Source organism: Mesorhizobium sp. M2E.F.Ca.ET.219.01.1.1, from assembly GCF_004016445.2.
Lineage (GTDB): Bacteria > Pseudomonadota > Alphaproteobacteria > Rhizobiales > Rhizobiaceae > Mesorhizobium.
On the sequence record NZ_SADT02000006.1, the window covers coordinates 436,766 to 457,664 of the forward strand.

At 63.8% G+C, this 20,899-nt stretch carries 18 protein-coding genes and 1 tRNA gene; 12 read left to right on the forward strand and 7 right to left on the reverse strand.

Features of this window, described 5'->3' with window-relative positions:
• Positions 1 to 119: 119 nt before the first annotated feature.
• From EN862_RS27950 to gcvA, 3 genes are all read right to left on the reverse strand, one after another.
• Positions 120 to 1,565 carry a hypothetical protein gene (locus tag EN862_RS27950; protein ID WP_127866704.1) on the reverse strand — a complete coding sequence of 482 codons (1,446 nt, stop codon included), beginning with the start codon at positions 1,563 to 1,565 and terminating at the stop codon, positions 120 to 122.
• A 192-nt stretch (positions 1,566 to 1,757) separates the two neighbouring features.
• Positions 1,758 to 3,062: a nicotinate phosphoribosyltransferase gene (gene pncB, locus EN862_RS27960; protein WP_127866705.1), complete on the reverse strand. Its 1,305-nt coding sequence runs from the start codon at positions 3,060 to 3,062 to the stop codon at positions 1,758 to 1,760.
• A 317-nt stretch (positions 3,063 to 3,379) separates the two neighbouring features.
• Positions 3,380 to 4,363: a transcriptional regulator GcvA gene (gene gcvA, locus EN862_RS27965; RefSeq protein ID WP_127866706.1), complete on the reverse strand. Its 984-nt coding sequence runs from the start codon at positions 4,361 to 4,363 to the stop codon at positions 3,380 to 3,382.
• Positions 4,364 to 4,568: 205 nt separating this feature from the next.
• On the opposite strand from gcvA, the gene speB reads away from it, so the two are divergent.
• From speB to EN862_RS27995, 6 genes are all read left to right on the forward strand, one after another.
• Positions 4,569 to 5,624, forward strand: a complete 1,056-nt coding sequence (speB, locus tag EN862_RS27970; RefSeq protein WP_127866707.1) for an agmatinase — start codon at positions 4,569 to 4,571, stop codon at positions 5,622 to 5,624.
• Positions 5,625 to 5,701: 77 nt separating this feature from the next.
• Positions 5,702 to 6,502, forward strand: a complete 801-nt coding sequence (locus EN862_RS27975; protein WP_127866708.1) for a transporter substrate-binding domain-containing protein — start codon at positions 5,702 to 5,704, stop codon at positions 6,500 to 6,502.
• Positions 6,503 to 6,569: 67 nt separating this feature from the next.
• Positions 6,570 to 7,238, forward strand: a complete 669-nt coding sequence (locus tag EN862_RS27980) for an amino acid ABC transporter permease (RefSeq protein WP_127866709.1) — start codon at positions 6,570 to 6,572, stop codon at positions 7,236 to 7,238.
• Positions 7,235 to 7,903, forward strand: a complete 669-nt coding sequence (locus EN862_RS27985) for an amino acid ABC transporter permease (protein ID WP_127866710.1) — start codon at positions 7,235 to 7,237, stop codon at positions 7,901 to 7,903. Before EN862_RS27980 ends, EN862_RS27985 begins: the two co-directional genes overlap by 4 nt.
• A 99-nt stretch (positions 7,904 to 8,002) precedes the next feature.
• Positions 8,003 to 8,093 (forward strand) — tRNA-OTHER (locus EN862_RS27990).
• Complete coding sequence (locus tag EN862_RS27995; RefSeq protein WP_127866711.1) at positions 8,051 to 8,893, forward strand: hypothetical protein; 843 nt, start codon at positions 8,051 to 8,053, stop codon at positions 8,891 to 8,893. The genes EN862_RS27990 and EN862_RS27995 overlap by 43 nt, the downstream gene beginning before the upstream one ends.
• Positions 8,894 to 8,965: 72 nt before the next feature.
• Here EN862_RS27995 and EN862_RS28000 read toward each other — a convergent pair whose 3' ends face one another.
• On the reverse strand, positions 8,966 to 10,369 hold the full coding sequence (locus EN862_RS28000) for an MATE family efflux transporter (RefSeq protein ID WP_127866712.1): 1,404 nt from the start codon (positions 10,367 to 10,369) through the stop codon (positions 8,966 to 8,968).
• Between the two features lie 244 nt (positions 10,370 to 10,613).
• Between EN862_RS28000 and EN862_RS28005 the strand changes: the two genes are divergently transcribed.
• The 6 genes from EN862_RS28005 (at position 10,614) to ugpC (ending at position 16,983) form a co-directional block, all read left to right on the forward strand.
• Entirely contained in the window at positions 10,614 to 11,531 is a 918-nt protein-coding gene (locus EN862_RS28005; protein WP_127866713.1) for an AraC family transcriptional regulator, read from the forward strand.
• Positions 11,532 to 11,771: 240 nt separating this feature from the next.
• On the forward strand, positions 11,772 to 13,046 hold the full coding sequence (locus EN862_RS28010) for a sugar ABC transporter substrate-binding protein (protein WP_127866714.1): 1,275 nt from the start codon (positions 11,772 to 11,774) through the stop codon (positions 13,044 to 13,046).
• Between the two features lie 102 nt (positions 13,047 to 13,148).
• A complete protein-coding gene (locus EN862_RS28015) occupies positions 13,149 to 14,015 on the forward strand; it encodes a sugar ABC transporter permease (protein WP_127866715.1) in 867 nt (288 codons plus the stop codon).
• A complete protein-coding gene (locus tag EN862_RS28020; protein WP_193771581.1) occupies positions 14,012 to 14,833 on the forward strand; it encodes a carbohydrate ABC transporter permease in 822 nt (273 codons plus the stop codon). The genes EN862_RS28015 and EN862_RS28020 overlap by 4 nt, the downstream gene beginning before the upstream one ends.
• A gap of 14 nt (positions 14,834 to 14,847) precedes the next feature.
• Positions 14,848 to 15,894, forward strand: a complete 1,047-nt coding sequence (locus tag EN862_RS28025; RefSeq protein ID WP_127866717.1) for an NAD(P)-dependent alcohol dehydrogenase — start codon at positions 14,848 to 14,850, stop codon at positions 15,892 to 15,894.
• 3 nt (positions 15,895 to 15,897) lie between these two features.
• Positions 15,898 to 16,983 carry a sn-glycerol-3-phosphate ABC transporter ATP-binding protein UgpC gene (ugpC, locus tag EN862_RS28030; protein ID WP_127866718.1) on the forward strand — a complete coding sequence of 362 codons (1,086 nt, stop codon included), beginning with the start codon at positions 15,898 to 15,900 and terminating at the stop codon, positions 16,981 to 16,983.
• A gap of 1 nt (position 16,984) precedes the next feature.
• Here the strand turns inward: ugpC and EN862_RS28035 are convergent, their stop codons facing one another.
• The 3 genes from EN862_RS28035 to EN862_RS28045 are packed head-to-tail and all read right to left on the reverse strand — an operon-like array spanning position 16,985 to position 20,752.
• Positions 16,985 to 18,571: an FGGY-family carbohydrate kinase gene (locus EN862_RS28035; RefSeq protein ID WP_127866719.1), complete on the reverse strand. Its 1,587-nt coding sequence runs from the start codon at positions 18,569 to 18,571 to the stop codon at positions 16,985 to 16,987.
• Positions 18,568 to 19,251: an HAD family hydrolase gene (locus EN862_RS28040; RefSeq protein ID WP_127866720.1), complete on the reverse strand. Its 684-nt coding sequence runs from the start codon at positions 19,249 to 19,251 to the stop codon at positions 18,568 to 18,570. Before EN862_RS28040 ends, EN862_RS28035 begins: the two co-directional genes overlap by 4 nt.
• A 22-nt stretch (positions 19,252 to 19,273) precedes the next feature.
• Positions 19,274 to 20,752: a mannitol dehydrogenase family protein gene (locus tag EN862_RS28045; protein ID WP_127866721.1), complete on the reverse strand. Its 1,479-nt coding sequence runs from the start codon at positions 20,750 to 20,752 to the stop codon at positions 19,274 to 19,276.
• Positions 20,753 to 20,899 lie beyond the last annotated feature (147 nt).

Below are 20,899 nucleotides of genomic sequence, written 5' to 3' on the forward strand. Positions count from 1 at the left end.
AAGGCGGCCAATCCATGCCGTTCCGAAGGATGGAAAAATTGCATGTGTACAAACTAAATCACCAAAGCTTTGGCCTGGCAAGCGAGCTTTACCCGACGGCATTATTGGCACCTCTTGTGTCATCCGGCGGTCGGCGTGGCAAGCAACCAAAGGCCGAAGATCGTGTAGGCGATCATAAGCAATGTAAGCGGCAACTGACTGAGCGTTGCGCGCGACGGCTGTTTGTGGAGACGCCAGGCAAGGCCATGGGCGACAAGCACCGCCAGCACATGGCCGGCGATGATGACGCCGGCCTGCACGTTCCACAGCCACCAGGCCGACTGTGCGCCGGCGACTACCCCCGCTTCGACCATCCTATTGGCGGTGCCGAAGAGGTTCCAGCCGAGCGCGAAGGGATCGGAAAGAGCGACCAGCGCGTATTGGCCGTCGACCAGAAGCACGGTGAGGTAATGCGCGATGTGATAGGCAAGCGCGATCGGCACGATCGACCAGACCAGCAGGCCGGCCGCCTCGCCGAAAGAATGTTTATCGCCGGCGAGACGCTGGCCGAGCAAGACGGCCAGCGCGAACACCGCCGCCAGCAAGACGAAGGTGAGCACGAGGCCGAAGCTGCCGATGCCGATCAGAGCGGTGCGGCCGGGATATTCCAGCGGATTGACGCCGAACAGGCCAAGCCAGAAGAAGGTTTTCGACAGGCCGTCGAAGGACACTGACGACAGCGCCAGCAACAGGAAAGCCATGCCGCTCAGCGGCAGCGGCTCGGCGGCGAGCAGCTTTGCCCCGGGCCAGCAGAGCGAGAGCCGGCCTTCAAGGCGCTCGACAGGCGCGAAGCGGGCGACCATCGAGAAGAAAACCGTCAGGAATTCGCCGCGCTTGCTCCAGGCGTCGTAGCCGACGACAAGCATGGCGACAAAGCTCGCCAGCCAGTAGAGACCGGCGGCAAGGGCGAGGCGGGCCGGATCGTCAGGCGCGGGATCGATCAGCTCGAACCAGGCGAAGGCGAGGAACAGGATGACGGCCGGCCAATAGCCGAGCCAGTTGGGCAGGCGTGGCTTTGCCGCACCGGCATCGAGGCCGAAGACGCGAGAGGCGACACGCCACGGTCCGTACCACGGATTGAGCCACGACCAGATATCACCGAGCACGCCCTGCAGCAGAGTGAAGCCGGCCCAGAGCAGTGTCCAGATCACCAGCGGCAGCGGGTTGGAGAGCGGGTCGCGGCTGCCGAGAAAGCCGGCGGCGACGAGAAGTATGAAGCCGGCAAAGGAAATCAGGCTGAGGATGGTGCGTGGGCGGTCACCGAGGGTGAAGAGCGACAGGCGCTTGCGCCAGAAATTGTCGAGCGCGGCGGGTGGCAGCAGCGCCAGAACGAGGAAGCTGGCGGCCACGGCAAGCGCGCCGCCGGCGATGTAGTAGCCGGTTGGCAGCAGCAGGACGTGGCCGCGGTCGGAGGCGTGGGCGAAGGCGGGGGTGGGGAGAAGCGAGGCAAATGCAGCTGCGATTACCCCAAGGAGATTAACTCCAGCGTCGCGATCCTTCACACCCCCCTCTGTCCTGCCGGACATCTCCCTCGCAAGGGGGGAGATCGGATGTCGCCCCAGCTTTCGCCAATTTTCAACGGTGCAGAAAGATGCGGGGTGCCCGAAGCTGCCAATCTCCCCCCTTGCGGGGGAGATGTCCGGCAGGACAGAGGGGGGTGGGCGGGAACTCAACTTATCCGAATTCCATCTAAAGCTAGCTCGGGCGAGTCAGATTCCTCACACCTTCACCAGCTGCTCCACCCTTCCCTTCTCGCCGAATATCCGCAGATACCGCTTGATCTCCTTCTCATCCCCCGTCGCCTTGGCGGGATTGTCCGACAGCTTCACCGCCGGCCGCCCATTGGCTTCGGTCACCTTGCAGACCAGCGAGATCGCATCGAGGCTGTCGGTTTCGGTCGGGGCGCAGCCTTCGAAATCATTGGTGAGGTTGGTGCCCCAGCCGAAGGACATGCGCACCTTGCCGCGGAAATGCCTGTAGGTCTCCTCGATGGTATCGACTTCCAGCCCGTCGGAGAAGATCAGCAGCTTCTGCTTGGGGTCCTTGCCCTTCTTGCGCCACCAGTCGATTATTTTCTCGCCGCCCTCGATCGGTGGCGCGCTGTCTGGGCGGAAGCCGGTCCAGTCGGCGACCCAGTCCGGCGCATCGCGCAGGAAGGAGTCGGTGCCGAAGGCGTCGGGCAGCACGATCAGGAGGTTGCCGCCATAATAGCGCTGCCAGTCCTGCAGCACCTTATAGGGCGACTGCCGCAGCTCCTCCTCGGAATTGGCGAGCGCCGCGAAGACCATTGGCAATTCATGCGCGTTGGTGCCCAAAGCCTCGAGATCGTTGTCCATGGCCAGAAGCACGTTGGAGGTGCCGGTGAAGGCATCGCCGATGCCTTCCTTCAGCGCTTCGACGCACCAGCGCTGCCAGAGGAAAGAGTGGCGGCGCCTTGTGCCGAAGTCGGAAATGCGGATGCCGGGCAGCGCCTTCAGCCGCTCGGTCTTCGCCCACATCTTGGCCTTGGCACGAGCATAGAGCACATCGAGCGCGAAAGGACCGAAGGAGCGCATCGCGGCTCGCGAGCGCAGCTCGTTGATGATGGCCAAAGCCGGGATTTCCCAGAGCGTCGTGTACATCCAGGGGCCGGGGAAGGAGAGCACGTACTGGCCGTCGCGCCTGGAAAGCTCGTAGTCCGGCAAGCGGAAATCCTCGAGCCATGCCAGGAACTCCGGTTCGAAAATCTGCTTGCGGCCGTAAAAAGTGTTGCCGCCCAGCCAGATCATCTCCTTCTTGGAGAAACGCAAGGTGCGGGCATGGTCGAGCTGCTCGCGCAATTCTCTTTCGTCGATCTCGTCGGCGAGGCGGACCGAGGTGGTGCGGTTGATCAAAGTGAAGGTGGCGTCGACCTTGGGATACATGCCCCAGATCATCTGCAGCATCAGAAGCTTGTAGAAATCGGTGTCCAGCAGGCTGCGGACGATCGGGTCCAGCTTCCAGGTGTGGTTGTAGACGCGCCTCGCTATATCGGTCTTTGCCATGCTTCCTCACCCATGGAGCACGACGCACTCAAACGCAGGCGCCATGCTTCAAGTCCTTGTTCGAGCAATCCCAGATGGAAGACCGTCGCGCGGCTTTCCTGGAATTGTCTCAGCCAACTCGCCTCTTAGCACTGTATTTTCGAACGCGCTCCCCGCTTTGCAAGCTGGCCCGACAAAAAGCAGCTATGCAAGTCCAGCCGTCAGGACGCGGTCCTGGAGCATTTCGCCGTTTCACGCAAACGGCGAAATGCTCCAGCTTTCTTGTTTTGACGCAATTCCAGACGGAGGCTACGGCGAAGTCGCCGAGCCTAAACGCTTCACACTTTTCCTGGAATTGCTCTGGCGCCTATGACCTTGAGGGCCGGGCGTTTCCTGCGGCTGGGCACACGGCCGGCCACCGGCGCGTCGGCGCGGCCCTCATCCTGCTCTTTCTCGGCGAACAGCCAATCGATGAAGAGCTGGACGATCGGCGCCGAGCGCATCTCGTTGCGGCAGACGACGTAGAAATCGTCGACCGCCGGCACCGACAGGGTGAAGGGCGCGACGAGCATGCCCCTGGCGAGCAGGGCGCGCGCCGTTACGGAATCGCCGAGCGCGACGCCATGGCCATGCACGGCGGCCTCCGTCGCCATGCGCGCGTCGCCCAGATGGTGGCGGCGGCCGCGCGCGAGGTCCAGCGCGTCGGCTGCGGCGAGCCAGGTGTGCCATTCGCGGCCGTCGTCGCCATGCAGGAAGACGTGGTCGGCAAGGTCGCGCACGCCGCGGATCGGCCGATTGTTGATCAGCGTCGGGCTGACCACGGGGAAGAGTTCCAGCCCGGACCATTTGCGCATCCAGCAATCGGTCCAGCTACCGTCGCCATAGTGCACGCAGACATCGATCTCCGGCGCGCGAATATCGCGGGCGTCGTTGGATGGGATCAGGGTGAGCTGTATGTCGGGATATTGCGCGGTGAAGGAGCCGAGCCGTGGCGTCATCCAAAGCAAGAGCAGCGCCGGCACGCAGGACACCGACAGCGTGCCGGCACTCGCCGGCCGCGTCATGCGCTGCGTGGCGGCGGCGATGCCTTCAAAGGCGGCTGAGACCGCCGGCAGGAATTCGGCGCCGTGCGGCGTCAGCTTCACGCGCTGGCCGCTGCGTTCGAAGAGCTTCACGCCGAGCGATTGCTCGAGCGCCTTGATCTGATGGCTGACGGCGCCATGCGTGACGTTAAGCTCACCCGCCGCCTTGGTCAGCGAGGCGTGCCGCGCCGTCGCCTCGAAGGCGCGCAGCGGGTTCAGAGGCGGCAGGCGCTTGGCCATAGGAGCTCCTACTTTGTGAGATTTTCTCACAACAAAGACCCTAACAATATCAATTGATTTTTCAATGCGGCTGCTCGACACTTTTGCCCGGAACAGCTTCAAGAGACGGGAAATCCGCAGCACAGCCGGCGGGCAACGATCCAGCCGGGCAACCGGCCGGCTTGGCAAACCGTCCGTGCGGGCAGCAAGCAGAGGAGAACCGGACATGGGTTACGATCGCGGCAAGCTCGAAGCGTTGCGCCGCAAATATGGCGAGAGCCATGGCGGCGAGATGTTCGACCCGAAATTCCGCAAGGTGGCCGACAAGATCTTCAACAAGTCGGGCACGCGGCTCGCCCCCTATTCCGGCGTCCCGACCTTCCTCGCCGCGCCCTATCGGGAAATTGCCGCCGAGAACCCGGACTTCGGCGACCTGCAGGTGGCGATGATCGGCGTGCCGATGGATCTCGGCGTCACCAACCGTCCCGGCTCGCGCTTCGGGCCGCGGGCGCTGCGCGCCATCGAACGCATCGGCCCTTACAACCATGTGCTGGAATGCGCGCCGACGCATGAGCTTCGCGTCGCTGACATTGGCGACACGCCGTTCCGCAGCCGCTACCGGCTGGAGATCAGCCACGAGGACATCGAAAAGCGCACCAACCAGATCGTCGATGCCGGCTTGCTGCCGCTCTCGGTTGGCGGCGACCATTCGATCAGCCATCCAATCCTGAAGGCGGTCGGCAAAAAAGCGCCGGTCGGCATGATCCATATCGACGCCCATTGCGACACCAGCGGGCTGTTCGACATGACCAAGTTCCACCATGGCGGGCCGTTCCGCAACGCGGTGCTGGACGGCGTGCTCGACCCGTCGCGCACGATCCAGATCGGCATCCGCGGCTCGGCCGAATATCTGTGGGAGTTCACCTACGAATCCGGCATGACCGTCGTGCATGCCGAGGAAGTGACCGGCCTCGGCATCCCGGCGATCATCGAGAAGGCGCGCAAGATTGTCGGCGACGGTCCGACCTACATCTCCTTCGACGTCGACAGCATCGATCCGGCCTTCGCGCCGGGCACCGGCACGCCGGAAGTCGGCGGGCTTACGGCGCGCGAGGTGCTGGAGCTGCTGCGCGGGCTGAAGGGCCTAAACATCGTCGGCGGCGACGTCGTCGAGGTGGCGCCGCAATATGACTCGACCACCAACACCGCCCATGTCGGCGCCCAGGTCCTGTTCGAGATTCTCAGCCTGATGGTGTTCAGCCCGGCGATCAAGAAAGGCTGAAACCAACTGACCAATACGGCCGCCGCGCTGGAGCCGGCGGCCGGTTTCAACAACAAGCTTCCAGCAGGGGAATAACCATGACTCTTCGCAATGCACTGAAATCCGCCATCGCGGCGGCCATGATGCTCGGCGCCGCAGGCCTGGCCACGCAGGCCAAGGCCGACGCCGTCGACGACATCACCAAGGCCGGCGCCATCAATGTCGGCATCTTCTCGGACTTCCCGCCCTTCTCCTCGGCCAGCGCCGACATGAGCATCAAGGGCTATGATATCGACGTGGCGCAGGCGATCGCCGACTCGCTCAAGGTGAAGCTCAACCTGGTCAGCGTCACCGGCCAGAACCGCATTCCGTATCTCACCGACAAGCGCGTCGATATCCTGATGAGCGTCGGCTACTCCAAGGAACGCGAGCAGGTGATCGATTTCGCCGCCGCCTACGCGCCCTATTACATCGCCGTCATCGGGCCGAAAGCGCTCGCGGTCAAAGGCAAGGAAGACCTCGCCGACAAGTCGATCGCCGTCAATCGCGGCACGCTGGAGGATACGTCGCTGACCGAAGCCGCGCCGGCTTCCGCCGATATCCGCCGCTTCGACAACTACAATTCCGTCATCCAGGCCTTCATCTCCGGCCAGACGCAGCTGATGGTGGTCGGCAACGATGTCGGCGCCCAGGTGCTGGCCAAACAGGACGCGCTGCAGCCGGAGCAGAAGTTCCAGCTCTTGACCTCGCCCTCGCATATCGGCCTCAACAAGAACGAGGACCGGCTGAAGAAGACGGTGAACGACGCCGTCGCCAAGATGCTCGCCGACGGCAAGCTGGACGAAAGCTCCAAGGCCTGGCTGAAGACGCCGCTCAATCCCGCCAACCTCAAGGATTGATCTCCGGCGCGGTTCAGCCTGCAATGAGGGCTGAGCCGTTCCGCCTGCTCCAACAAGGTCAATCGCCATGGGCTACAGCCTCGACTTCGGCTGGCTTGCGGGTGCGGCGGGCGTGATCGCACGCGGCGCGGCGATGACGCTGCTTCTGATCGCCGTCACCACGCTCGCCGGCACCTTCCTCAGCATCCTCGGCGCGGCAGGAAAGAGAAACGGCCCCAAGCCGCTTCAACTCGCGATCGGCATCTATGTCGAGGTGATGCGCAACACGCCGTTCCTGGTGCAGCTGTTCTTCATCTTCTTCGGCCTGCCCAGCCTCGGCATCAGGCTCGACCCGATCCTGGCCGCGATGCTGGCGATGACGCTCAACATGGCAGCCTATACGATCGAGATCGTCGGCGCCGGGCTCGACGCCGTGCCGCGCGGACAGACCGAGGCGGCGCTCGCGCTGGGGCTGAGGCCACGCCAGGTGTTCGTCAAGATCGTGTTGCCGCAGGCGCTGAAAGTGATCTACCCGGCGCTGACCAGCCAGATCGTCATCATGATGCTGGAATCGGCCGTGGTGTCGCAGATCGCGGTGCGCGAGCTGACCTACGAGGCCGACATGCTGCAGGCCCGCACCTTCCGCGCTTTCGAGACCTATTTCGTCGTGACGATGGTCTATCTCGGCCTGTCGATGGGGCTGCGCCGGCTGCTGGTCAGCGGCGGACGCCGGGCGCTCGGAGCAGGCGTGTCATGATCGAGTTCACCTTCTGGGACATCGTGCGCAACCTTTTGCTCGCGGCCCGCTGGACGGTGCTGTTGTCGCTCGCCGCCTTTATCGGCGGCGCGCTGGTCGGGCTTGTGGTGCTGTTCTTCCGCATCGCCAAAAACAAATGGGTCAAGCGGATCGCCTCGGGCTATATCGCGCTGTTCCAGGGCACGCCGCTTTTGATGCAGCTCTTCCTGATGTTTTTCGGCCTGCCGATGCTGGGGTTGCGCATCGAACCGTGGACGGCGGCGGTGCTCGGGCTCACCTTCTTCGCCAGCGCTTACCTCGCCGAGATCTGGCGCGGCGGCGTCGACGCTCTGCCGCGCGGACAATGGGACGCCGGCGCCAGCCTCGGGCTGCACTATCTGCAGGAGCTCAGGCTGATCATCCTGCCGCAGGCCTTCGCCATCACCCGCGCGCCGACCGTCGGCTTCCTGGTGCAGCTGATCAAATCGACGGCGCTGACCTCGATCATCGGCTTCGAGGAACTGGTCAGGACCTCCAACGCCATCAACAACGCCACCTTCGAGCCGTTCAAGGTCTACGGGCTGGTGGCGCTGATCTTCTTCGTCATGTGTTTTCCGCTGACGCAATATGCGCGGCGGCTGGAGCGGCGCGGCTGCGCGTTGAGCCGATTCATGTACGTTGACTAAAATCGAAGATGCCTGCGAATTATGGAACTGCGTGCTAAGGAAGTCCCGGCGCACCGACGCCCCGTGACATTCGAATTTGCGGCAGTTACAAATCCAGACGGTGCCGTAGTGTAATGGTAGCACACCTGCCGATTAGAGGAATGTGTTTTGAAAGCAGGTAGTGTGGGTTCGAATCCCAACGGCGCCACCAGTCCCGGCGCTCGCCCAATCCAGCCGCTAAGAGAGCTCCTCGTCGCCGTAGGCGAAGCAGTGGCTAACCTCAATACCACTGTTGTTGGGCTTGATGCCGTTGAAAGGGGCCACGAGAAGCCGGAGACATTGAATATTTCCTGGAACCCTCAAGACCGCGTGGCCGCAGCTCGCAAATCGAGAAGATTCGTGCTCGAGGCCGTCCTCGTCCGCGTTGCAGAAGCCCTCTCTGAATTTGTGACAGCAACGGCGCAGCTACCTCGCTTCAGCTCTGTCCGAAGCAGGTGGGACAGTAACACAACTCGTGCAGACAAGCTCGCCGATGTGGCCGCTGAATTGCTCGGCTCGGGGAACCATTTGGTAGCTGGTGCCGCGCTGCTCGTTCACTGGCGAAATCGCGCGGTTCATCCGCGTTCTCGCGCATCGCTGACACCCCAACAGATGAGAAATCTGCGATCAGCGTCAGCCGAGATTGATTCAAGCTTTGCAGGGCTCTCCGTCGATCGATTGCTGAATGATTTCGAGATCGGTCATCCAACACTGAAAGACATATCGAGCTTGATCGCGATGTCCATCAGGATGGCTCGGGAAATGGACAAGGCAGTGAATTTCTTGTCGAAAGACGAACTCGATATCCTACTGGAATACTACGGCCTGACGGCTCGAATTTCCGAGATTAATGCTCAAACTACCCCTTGCAAGCGTCAGGCGTCGGTGCTCCGTTTGCTTCAATCCTCGGCGCCGGGCTTGATGGAAGCATACAGTCGCCTGCAGCCGAGCGCTGCACGACACGGCGAGTGAGTGTCTGTGGTAGGCCAAGTTAACGTCGACCCTATGCAGACACTGCTACCTCAAGACCGATAGCCATTTGCCTCAATGCCCGAACGACAGCGCCGGCGCGATGCGATCGCGCCGGAGCCAGCGCGCCAGCAGCAGCGCCGCCACCACAGCCAACCCTGACGCCAGGCCGATCCAGATGCCGACGCCGTTCAGGCCGCAATGGAAGGCGAGCAGCACGCCGAGGGGCAGGCCGACGCCCCAGTAGCCGATCGCGGCATAGATCATCGGCACCTTGGTGTCGTGCAGGCCGCGCAGCATGCCGGCAGCCACCGCCTGGGCGCCGTCGAAAATCTGGAACAGCGCCGCAAACACCAGAAACGACACGGCAAGCGTGATCACCCTAGCATTGGCCGGATCGGCGAGATCGATAAAGGCGCTGATCAGCGCATGCGGCCACAGAATCATCACCAGGCCCATCAGCGCCATGAAGGAGACGCCGATGACGAAGGCGGTCCAGCCGGCGCGCGACACGCCTTCGGGATTGCCGGCGCCATGCGCCAGGCCGACGCGCACGGTGACCGCCTGGTTGAGCCCAAGCGGCACCATGAAGGAGATCGAGGCGATCTGGATGGCGATGGCGTGGGCGGCCAGCGAATCCGCATCGATCAGGCCCATGAGCAGGGCCGCCGCATTGAAGATCGTCACCTCGAAGGCGAGGATGCCGGCGATCGGCAGGCCGAGCCTGAGCAGGCCGCGGAAGCGCGGCCAGTCGGAGCGCCAGAAGCGGCCGAACAGCCGGTAGCGGCGGAATTTCTTCTCGAGCATCACCACCGCCGCCAGGCCGATGAACATCAGCGTGCTGGACAAAGTGGTGGCGAGGCCGGAGCCGGCGATGCCCATCGACTTGACGCCGAGATTGCCGAACATGAACACCCAGTTGAAGAAGGCGTTGCAGGCGACCGCGACGAAAACGATGACCAGTGCCCAGCCCGGCCGCTCCAGCGCCGAGATGAAGGAGCGCAGCACGATATAGCCATAGAAGGGCAGCACCGCCCATTGCAGCCAATGCAGGTAGATGCCGGCCTCATGCGCGAGCTGCGGCTTCTGGCCCATGGCCAGAAGCACCTCTTCGCCATGCGAGAGAAAAATCCAGATCGGGAGAGAGATCAGGATCGCCAGCCATAGGCCCTGGCGCACGGTGCGGCGCAGGTCGCGCACCGAATGGCGGCGGCGGCCGAGCTCGGTCGCCATCATCGGCGAGGTCGCCAGCATCAGTCCCAAGCCAAAGATCAGCGGCATGAAATAGAGGTTGGAGCCGAGCGCGCCGGCGGCGAGCGTATCCGGCCCCAGCCGGCCCATCATCATGACATCGGTCGCGGTCATGGCGGTCTGGCCGAGATTTGTCAGCACCATCGGCCAGGCGAGCGCGATCGTCGCCCTGATTTCCTGACGCCAAAGGTTTTCCGGCGCGAGGGCGCCGGTTTCGATCGCAGACATTGTTCCGCTCTTTCAGAACACGGCGCGTCGGCAAAAAGGCCGGAAGCCGTACACAACGGCGCAAAATGGCGCCATTTGCGTCGCCTTGTGGATGAAAAGCGACATGTTGGCAAGGGAGGAGGCCGGGTTAGCGATTGATCCAGGCGGAGCCCGGATTCCGCGACGCCTCTTTCATTTGCCGGCCTTGGGCTGCTACGGATGCCCCCGGGCATGCGCAGCCGGCGCGCCATGCCGGGAGGAATGGATGCCGTTCAGGCGCAGAAAGAACACGGCCGCGATTCCGCGCACGGCGCCCGCCTTCGAGCACATCGTGACGGAGGCGAGCGAGAGTTTCCTGTGGCGGCTGGACGATTATCCGTGGGAGCGCAATGTCTGGAATTTCCACCCGGAATACGAGATCCATCTGCTCAGGAAATCGTCCGGCGTGGTGCTGGTCGGCGACCATATCGGCGAGTTCGGGCCAGGCTACCTGACCATCGTCGGCGGCGGGCTGCCGCATGACTGGGTGACGGCGGTGCAGCCGGGCGAGCTGATCGAGGGCCGCGATATCGTGCTGCAGTTCGACGCCGAGCGGCTGCGCGGCTCGTCCGGGCTGCTGCCGGAACTGCGCGAACTGGAGCCGTTTCTGGAACGCTCGCTGCGCGGCATGGTTTTCCACGGCCAGACGGCGCTCGACGGCGCCGAACTTATGGAACGGATGGGCGAGGTGCATGGGCTGGCAAGGTTCCGCATGTTCCTCGAGTTGCTCGAGCTTCTGGCCACCACCGACGAATACGAGCTCTTGTCGTCGCCGGATTTCTCGCCGCTGCTCGACGCTGAATCGCTCGACATCATCCAGCGCTCGCTGATCTATCTGTTCCAGCATTTCGCCGAGGATCTGAAGCTGCCCGACGTGGCAGCCTTGGCGGGAATGAGTGAGAGCACGTTTTCGCGCTTCTTCCAGAAAAACACCGGCAACTCCTTCAGCGACCATGTCGCCAAGCTGAGGCTCTGGCAGGCCTGCAAGCTGCTCGCCGATACCGAGATCCCGATCACCGATATCTGCTTCCAGGTCGGCTACATGAACATCTCCAACTTCAACCGCGCCTTCCTGCGCAAGCACAAGATGACGCCGTCCTCCTATCGCAAGCTGTCACGGCAACGGCTGACGCTAAGGGCGTGACACAGCCGATATCCGCCCACTTCCGATTGCACTGATACTCGTGTGACGAGCAGACTCTGTCCGTGACTTTTTTTGCGCCGCACAATGCATAAAAGTACAGGTCTGCTGCAAAGGGGCTTCTAGTCTCGCCTCCTCCAATTGCTCATTTTGGCGATGGGTGGCAGGTCAGACGGGCGACGGCGAGGGTCGCCTAGTCAGATGACCTCCGCTGCCGCGAGTGTTCCTGGAGGAGAAAAATCAATGAATTCACATCGGCTCGCTGCCAGCCTCGGCGCAGCGTTCGTGCTTACCGCTTCCGTATCAACCGCAGCACTTGCCCAGGCGCCGGTGTGCTCGGCGCCGATCAAGGTGCTGGCGCAGCCGCGCGACGGCCTGACGCTTCTGGAGGACTCCAAGGACGAGTTCAAGAAACTCTCCGGCGCTACCTTCCAGATCGACTACCTCAACGAGAACGACCGCCGCGCCAAGTCGCGCGCCGATGCTTCCACCGTCGGCAATTACAACGTCTACTATGTCGACGAGGCCAATGTGGCGCTGTTCGCTTCCTCGGGCTGGATCGCGCCGCTGACCGATTATTACCCGGCTGAATACGACTTCGCCGATTTCGATCCGGGCCGCCAGAAGGTCGCCACCTATGACGGCAAGGTCTGGTTCGCGCCGCTGACCGGCGGCGGCGACCTGATGGTCTATCGCAAGGACGTGCTGGAGGCCGCCGGCGTCCAGCCGCCGAAGACGCTGGACGAGTTGATCGCCGACGTGGCGAAGTTGAACGATCCCGACAAGGGCATATACGGCATCGCGCTGCGCGGCGCGCGCGGCTCGGGCGCCAATGTCTGGCGCTGGATGCCGTTCTTCAAGGCCTATGGCGGCAAGTGGTTCGACGGCGACAAGCCGGCTTTCAATTCGGACGCGGCTGTGAAGGCGACCGAGACCTATCTGAAGCTGTTCAAGGACTCGGCACCCGGCACGCAGACCGGCAGCTGGGATGAATCGACCGGCGCCTTCCTGTCCGGCCAGGTCGCTATCCTCGTCGAATCGACGCCGCTGTCGGGCATGGCGGTGGACCCGAAGACCTCGCAGGTCGTCGGCAAGGTCGGCTTCCTGCCGCCGCCCTCGCCGCTGCCGGGCGGCGGCTACGGCCATGGGCTTGCCATCGGCACCAAGGCCAATGCGGATGACGCGGCTAAGAAATGCGCCGGCCTGTTCATTGCCTGGGCGACGTCGAAGGAGAATGAGAAGCGCCGTCTCGACGCGCATCAGTTCGGCGAGCTGAACCGCACCAGCGTGCTCTCCAGCAAGGAATTCGCAGACATCTACGGCGCCGATCTCGGCCAGGCGCTGGCCGAAACCGGCAAGGTGACGGCGGTGAACTTCTGGCAGGATCCGCGCTGGCCCGACCTCGGCGACCGCTGGGGCATCATCCTGGAGGAGCTGGTCACCGGCACGCGCACCGATATCAAGGGCGGCCTCAACGAGCTCGAGGCCTATGCCAACGAGCTGGTGAAGAAGAAGTAATCCTCCCGCCCGCGGCGTACGGTCCACGGCATTCGAAGGAATGCCGGGACCGGCGCCGCGGGTTTCCTGCCCTGGCATCCCGATACACCCAGAGGATAGGCAATGCGCCGCCGCTCTTCCCTGCCCGTCACCTTTCTCATGCCGACGCTCGCCATCCTGCTGGTGCTGTCGATGGTGCCGACGCTCTATGCCATCGTCATCGCGCTGCAGAACCGTGAGCTGAGCGCGCCGGGCTATTCCTGGGTGTGGTTTTCGAACTTCGCCGATCTCTTCAGCGACCGACGTTTCCTCAACGCGGTCTGGGTGTCGGTGAAATGGGAGATCGTCACCGTGGTGGCGACGATGGTGGTGGCGATCGGGCTTGGCGTGCTGATGTTCGAGGTCGCCGGCCCGCGCCTGCGCAATTTCTACTGCCTGCTGTTCATCATCCCGGTGCTTTTGCCGCGCGTCTCGGCCGCCTTCGTCTGGAAGTTCGCCTATCACCCGCTCTACGGCATTGCCACATACCCCTATCGGCTCGTCACCGGCGGGCTGATCTTCGATCCGCTGTCCAAGCCGGGCACCGCGCTCTTCGCCGTCGCATTGGTCGATGTCTGGCAATGGGGGCTGTTCTTCGCCGTCATCGTGCTGAAGCTGCTCGAAACCTTGCCGCCGCAGCCGATCGAGGCGGCAAGGCTCGACCACGCCAAGCGCTGGCAGATCCATGCCTATGTGACCTTGCCGATGCTGAAGGCGCCGCTGATCAGCCTGATGTTCGTCAAGATGATCGAGTCGCTGCGCTCTTTCGACCTGATCTATGTGATGACGCGCGGTGGGCCGGGCGTCGCGACCGAGACGCTCGACATGTACGCCTTCTCGCAGGGCTTCATCGAGTCCGGCAAGGTCTCCTATGCTTCGGCCATGGCGGTGCTGATGATGATCGCGACCGTCATTACCTTCACCATGCTGTGGAAGCGGGTGCAGGCATGAAGCCGATAAGACCGGGCCGCCTGATCGCCAAGGCCGTCCTGGCGCTGGCCGGGTTCCTCGCCGTGTTCCCATTGGTCTGGACGGCGCTCAATGCGCTGAAGAACAATGTCGACATCATCACGCGCGTGCCGAAGGTGGTCTTCACGCCGACGCTCGCCAACATCAGCTACATCCTCGGCCGCGACAGCGTGCTGACCGGGCTCTACAACTCCGCGGTCGCCTGCGGCGCGGCGGTGCTGATCGGCATCGTGCTCGGCCTGCCGGCAGCCTATGCGGTGGCGCGCTATCCCAACCGTTTTGCCGGCGACATCCAGTTCTTCGTGCTCTCGCTGCGCTTCCTGCCGCCGGTGGCGGTGGCCATCCCGCTGATGGTGATCTGGCTGCAGATCGGCCTCTACGACACTTTGCCGGCGCTGATCGTCACCTATTCGCTGCTCACCATCTCGGTCATCATGTGGCTCGCCATCCCCGCCTTCCAGGGTGTGCCGAAGGAGATCGAGGAGGCGGCTTTCGTCGACGGCTACGGTGCCTATTCGGTGTTCTGGCGGATCGCGCTTCCCGTGGCGGCGCGCTCGCTGATCGGCGCCATCGCCTTTAGCTTCGTGCTGGTCTGGAACGAGTTCCTGATCGCGCTGATGCTGTCGAGTTCCAACGCCAAGACGCTGCCTATCGTGGCGTCCGAGCTGTCGCAGCAAGGCATGAACGTGCCGTGGGGCATCCTCAACGCCTCGGTCGTGCTCCTGTCGCTGCCGCCGTTGCTCTTCCTGGGCGTGCTCAGCGGCTTCCTGAATTCCGTTTTCCGGCAAAAGAAAAGTTGAAGTGAGGATACCCGATGCGGGCACTGGTGCTTGAGAAAAAAGGCGAACTGTCGCTGCGCGAGATCGCGCTTCCGCTGGATGTCGGACCGGACGATGTTCGGATCGCTATCCACACGGTCGGCGTCTGCGGCAGCGACGTGCATTACTACACGCATGGCGCCATCGGCAGCTATATCGTGCGCCAGCCGATGGTGCTCGGCCATGAGGCCTCGGGAACGATCGTCGAAGTCGGCGCCAATGTCACGAGCCTGAAGGTCGGCGACCGCGTCTGCATGGAGCCGGGCCTGCCCAACCTTTCATCGCGCGCGACGAAGCTCGGCATCTATAATGTCGATCCGGATGTCCGCTTCTGGGCGACGCCGCCGGTGCACGGGGTGCTCGCGCCATACGCCGTTCATCCGGCGGCCTTCACCTACAAGCTGCCGGACAATGTCTCCTTCGCCGAGGGCGCGATGGTCGAGCCCTTCGCCATCGGCATGCAGGCGGCGGCCCGCGCCCGCATCGTGCCGGGCGACGTCGCCGTGGTCGTCGGCTGCGGCCCGATCGGCATCATGATCGCGCTCGCCGCGCTGGCGGGCGGCTGTTCCAAGGTGCTGATCTCGGACTTCTCCGCGCCGAAGCTGGAGATCGCCGGCCAGTATCCGGGCATCGTGCCGGTCAATGTCGGCGAGCAGTCGCTGGTCGACGCGGTGCGGAGCGCGACGGACAATTGGGGCGCCGATATCGTATTCGAGGCGAGCGGCAGCCCGAAGGCCTTCGCCAATTTGTTCGACATCGTGCGGCCGGGCGGCGCGGTGGTGCTGGTCGGGCTGCCGGTGGAGACGGTCGAGCTCAATGTGCCGGCGGCGATCTCCAAGGAAGTGCGCATCGAGACCGTGTTCCGCTATGCCAACATCTTCGACCGCGCCTTGCAGCTGATCGCCTCCGGCAAGGTCGACCTCAAGCCGCTGATCACCGGCACCTATGATTTCTCCGAGAGCATCAAGGCGTTCGAGCGCGCGGCGCAAGGCAGGCCTCAGGACGTCAAGCTGCAGATCCTGCTGACCGGCGAGAAGGGATAAGGCATGTCCGCCATCGTTTGCTCCCATGTCGACAAGGCCTATGGCGCCACGACCGTCATCCGCGATCTCAACCTCGCGATCGAGGAGCATGAATTCGTCGTGTTCCTGGGGCCTTCCGGCTGCGGCAAGTCCACGCTTCTCAGGATGCTGGCCGGGCTGGAAGACATCAGCGGCGGCGAGGTGTCGATCGGCGGCAAGGTGGTCAACGATCTCGAGCCGGGCGACCGCGGCATCGCCATGGTCTTCCAGAATTATGCGCTCTATCCGCATATGACGATCTTCGACAACATCGCCTTCGGGCTCAAGCGGCAGAAGGTGCCAGCGGCCGAGATCAAGAAGCGGGTCGAGGCGGTCTCGAAGACGCTCGGGCTGGAGCCCTATCTCGGCCGAAAGCCGACCGAGCTTTCCGGCGGCCAGCAGCAGCGCGTGGCGATCGCGCGCGCCATGATCAAGACGCCGAAAGTGTTCCTGTTCGACGAGCCGCTCTCCAATCTCGACGCCAAGCTGCGCAACCATATGCGCGTCGAGATCGCCAGGCTGCACCAGTCGCTGAAGACCACCACAGTCTATGTCACGCATGACCAGCTCGAGGCGATGACGCTGGCCGACCGCATCGTGCTTCTGAAGGACGGCGTGATCGAGCAGATCGGCTCGCCGGCGGAGATCTATCGCCGTCCCGGCAACCAGTTCGTAGCCGGCTTCATCGGCACGCCGAACATGAATTTCATCGAGGCGATGGTCGGCCGCAACGGCGATAGCTGGACGCTGACCGGCGCGGGGACGGTGCTATCGCTTGAAGGCGGCGGCTTCCATCTGCAGCACGGCGATCGGGTAGTACTCGGCATCCGGCCCCCGGATCTCAAGACCGCGAACGGAGGCGCAGGCAACATCCTGCAAGGCACCGCCGACCTCATCGAATTCCATGGCAATGACGCGCTGGTGACGTTCGGCTCGGGCGGCAAGGAGATCAGCGCGCTGGTGCCGGCCCGCGAATGCCCGGAGTTGCGAGCGCCCGTGCGCTACAGCTTTGATGAAGAGAGCATCCATCTGTTCGACGCGGAGACCGGCAAGTCGCTGCGCAAGCAGTAGATCAGCTGATCGCGTCGAGCATCTGCCGCTGGCGGTGCATTTCGAGGAAGATGCGGTAGTCGCGGTCGAAGCGGGCGCCGGCTTCCTTGTTGGGCGCGCGCGTCCTGCCGCCCTGCTGCATGGCGACGCAGGCCGCGTTGAGGTCGGGGTAGAGCCCGGCGGCGGTCGCCGCCACCATGCCGGTGCCGAGCAGCACCGCCTCGTCGGCCAGCGGCTCGACCACCGTGCAGCCGGTGGCGTCGGCATAGAGTTCCATCAAGAGCGGGTTCTTGGTGTGGCCGCCGGTGACGTGCAGCGTGTCGATCAGGTAGCCGTTCTCGTTCAGCGCCTCGAGCACATGGCGCACGCCGAGCGCGATGCCGACGGCGGTGCGCCAGTAGAGCTTGCACAGGCTGTCGAAAGAGGAATCGAGCGTCAGGCCGCTGATGACGCCGACCGCGTGCGGGTCGGCGAGCGGCGAACGGTTGCCGTGGAAATCCGGCAGCACATGCAGCCTTGCGGCCAGCGCGTAGCCGTCCTCGGCGCGCAGCTCGGCGACGCGCCGGGCGATCTTCATGTGCATGGCCGCGTCCGGCTCGCCGCCGGCGCCATGCCAGCGGATGATGTGGTCGAGCAGCGCGCCGGTGGCCGACTGGCCGCCTTCCGACAGCCACAGCGTCGGCAGGGCCGCGCCGAAATAGGGACCCCAGACGCCGGCGAAAGGCTGCGGGTCATGCGACATCGCCATGACGCAGGACGATGTGCCGGCAATCAGCGCCAGGTGCCGGCTGATGTTCTCCTCGTCGCCGGCAAAGCCGCCCAGGACACCCAGCGCGCCGGCATAGGCGTCGATGACGCCGGCGCCAACCCGGCATTTTTCAGTCAGGCCGAGCTCGGCGGCGGCCTTCGCCGTCAGCGGACCGATATCCGTGCCGACTGGGCTCGCCTTTTCCGGCAGATTGCCGTGCTCGAACAGGTCGCCGAGGCCGACGAGCTCGAAGAAGTCGCGCCGCCAGCTTTCTTCCTCATGCGCGAGATAGGTCCATTTGGCCGTCAGCGTGCATTGCGAGCGGGCGAGCGAGCCTGACGCCTTCCAGGTCAGGAAATCGGCAAGGTCGAACAGATAGCCGGCTTCATTCCATGTCTTCGGCAGATGACGCTTCAGCCACATCAGCTTCGGCGTTTCCATTTCCGGCGACATCACACCGCCTATGTAACCGAGCACGGCGTGGCCGCTCGCCGTGCATTCATCGGCCTCGGCGATGGCGCGATGATCGAGCCAGACCATCGTGTCCCAGCGCTTCTCGCCGGTGACCGAGACGCTGATCTGGCCGCCCTGCCTGTCGCGCGCCACCAGCGAGCAGGTCGCGTCGAAAGAGATGCCGGCGATATCCGCGGCTGCAACGCCGGATTTCTCAAGGGCGGACCGCACGGATTTGCAGACCGCCGACCAGATGTCTTCCGAATCATGCTCGGCATGATCGGGCTTGGGCTGGTGCATGGCGATCGGATGATCGGCGCGGGCGAGCAGGTTGCCGCGCGCGTCGAGAATGCCCGCGCGAGCGCTCCCGGTGCCGACATCGACCGCGCAAACGAAACTCTTCGTCAAGATGCTTTTTCTCTCGCTCCCAGGCCTGCAATCAGATCGGGCAATTGCAGCATGTCAGCGAATATAGAGTCCGGTTCGGTCGACGCAAGCCGGGCTTTCAAGCCGGGATTTCCGGCATGCGAGCCGCCGGTGAAGGCGAAGACCCGCATGCCCGCCGCGCGCGCCGCGGCAACACCGGCCGGGCTGTCCTCGACGACCAGGCAATTGCGCGGATGCGCCCGCAGGGAGGCAGCGGCATGGAGGAAAAGGTCGGGCGCCGGCTTGCCGCGCTTGACCATGGTGGCGCTGAAGATATGCGGCTCCAGCAGCGGCAACAGGCCGGTGACGTCAAGCGCGTAGCGGATGCGCTCCAGCGTGCCGGACGAGGCGACGCAGCAAGGCAAGCCGAGCTTCGGCAGCACCTCCTTGACGCCCGGGATCGGTTTCAATTCCTCGCGGAATTTGCGCATCAGATCGACGCGCATGGCGGTCAGGTGCTGGTCGCTGATCTCCAGCCCGAAATCGCGGCCGAGGATCTCGCGCACGCTCTTCATGCTCTTGCCGAGAAAATGCTCGTAGGCGGCGTCCTCACTGACCGTGCCGCCGGCGAGATCGATCATGCCGAGCAGCGCCGAGACCGAAAGCGCCTCGCTGTCGACCAGCACACCGTCACAGTCGAAGATGACCAGTTCCGGCCGCATCGCGATCTGCTTCCAGTGAGCGTCAAAGCTTGCCGGCGAGATAGCGCGTCAGGGTCTCGCGCGCGCCGTTCGCCCATAGCGCCTTCAAGGCATGGGCGAAGGCCTCGGCGAAGACGGGCGAGCGGCCGACATCGCCATAGATGTCATCCATCGCCAGCCAGGCCTTCGGATCGCCCTTCGCGGCCTTCGCGGTGGCCTGCATGCGGTCCCAGTTGGGGTCGTTCGGCTCGGTGACGGCGCCGCTGTCGGTGGTGCCGAAGCAGTAGCGGCACCAGAGCGCGGATTCCAGCGCGAGACCGGCGACGCCCTCGCCCGCCCTCAGCCGATCGGCAATGGTCGGGATGATGAATTTCGGCTGGCGGTTGGAACCGTCGAGGCACAGCCGGCGAATGGTGTCGCCGATCTTGGGATTGGAGAAACGGCGCTCGATGAGCTGGTAATAGTCCTCCAGATCGGTGTTGGGCACAGGCGGCACGGTCGGAATGATCTCGTCATGCTCGAGCTTGGACAGGAATGCGCGCACCAGCGGCTCCTGCATGCCTTCATGGACGAAATGGATGTCCATCAGGCCGGCCGGATAGGCTATTGTGGCGTGGCCGCCATTGAGGATGCGGATCTTCATCAGCTCGTAGGGCGAGACATCCTTGACGAACTGCACGCCGACTTTCTCCAGCGCCGGACGGCCGGAGGTGAAATGGTCCTCCAGCACCCATTGCTTGAATGGCTCGCAGAACACCGGCCAATTGTCCTCCAGCCCGAAATCGTCGGCGAGTATCTTGCGCTCGCGGTCGGTTGTGGCCGGCGTGATGCGGTCGACCATGCCATTCGGGAAGGCAACCTTGTCCTCGACCCATCTGGCGAGGTCCTCGTCGATCAGCCGGGCAAGGCCGATGACGCCGTCTGAGGTGACATGGCCGTTATGGGGGATGTTGTCGCAGGACATGACGGTGAACGGCACGATGCCGTCGGCGCGACGGCGCAGCAGGCCGGCAAGGATGATGCCGAACACGGTTTTCGGCGTGGCGCCCGGCTGCGCGTCGGCGACGATGTCGGGATGAGCGGGGTTGAACTTGCCGGAGGCCGGGTCGATGAAATAGCCGCCTTCGGTGATGGTCAGCGACACGATCTTGATCGCTGGATCGGCAAGCTGGTCGATGGTCGCGGCGGCATCGCCGGGCGTCAGGAAATCGATCATGGCGCCGGTGACGCGGGCGCTCATGTGACCCCGGTCCTGCTCGACAACGGTGGTCAGCCAGTCCTGTTCCTGCAGCTTGGAACGGCCGATCTTCTCACCTTCGAACACGCCGGCGCCGATCAGCGCCCAGTCATGGCCTTCGCCGGTAGCAAACAGATCGTCGAGATAGACCGCCTGATGCGAGCGGTGGAAATTGCCGACGCCAAAATGGACAATACCGGCCTTCAACGCAGAGCGATCATATTTCGGACCGGCGACCTTGGCCGGCAGCCTGGCGAGATTGGAGGAAGAGAGTTTCACGGTCATCTCATTTTACCCTTTGGCCGATCCGCAGCCCGACTGTTCCGCCTCCTGTGGAGTGGGAGTGAGGGGCGGCGCCTGGTGTTCCAGTCCGCCGCCCCTCACCTGCCCCATGGCGTCTTCTCCGGAGGAAAGAGAGAAGCGCCGTCCCCC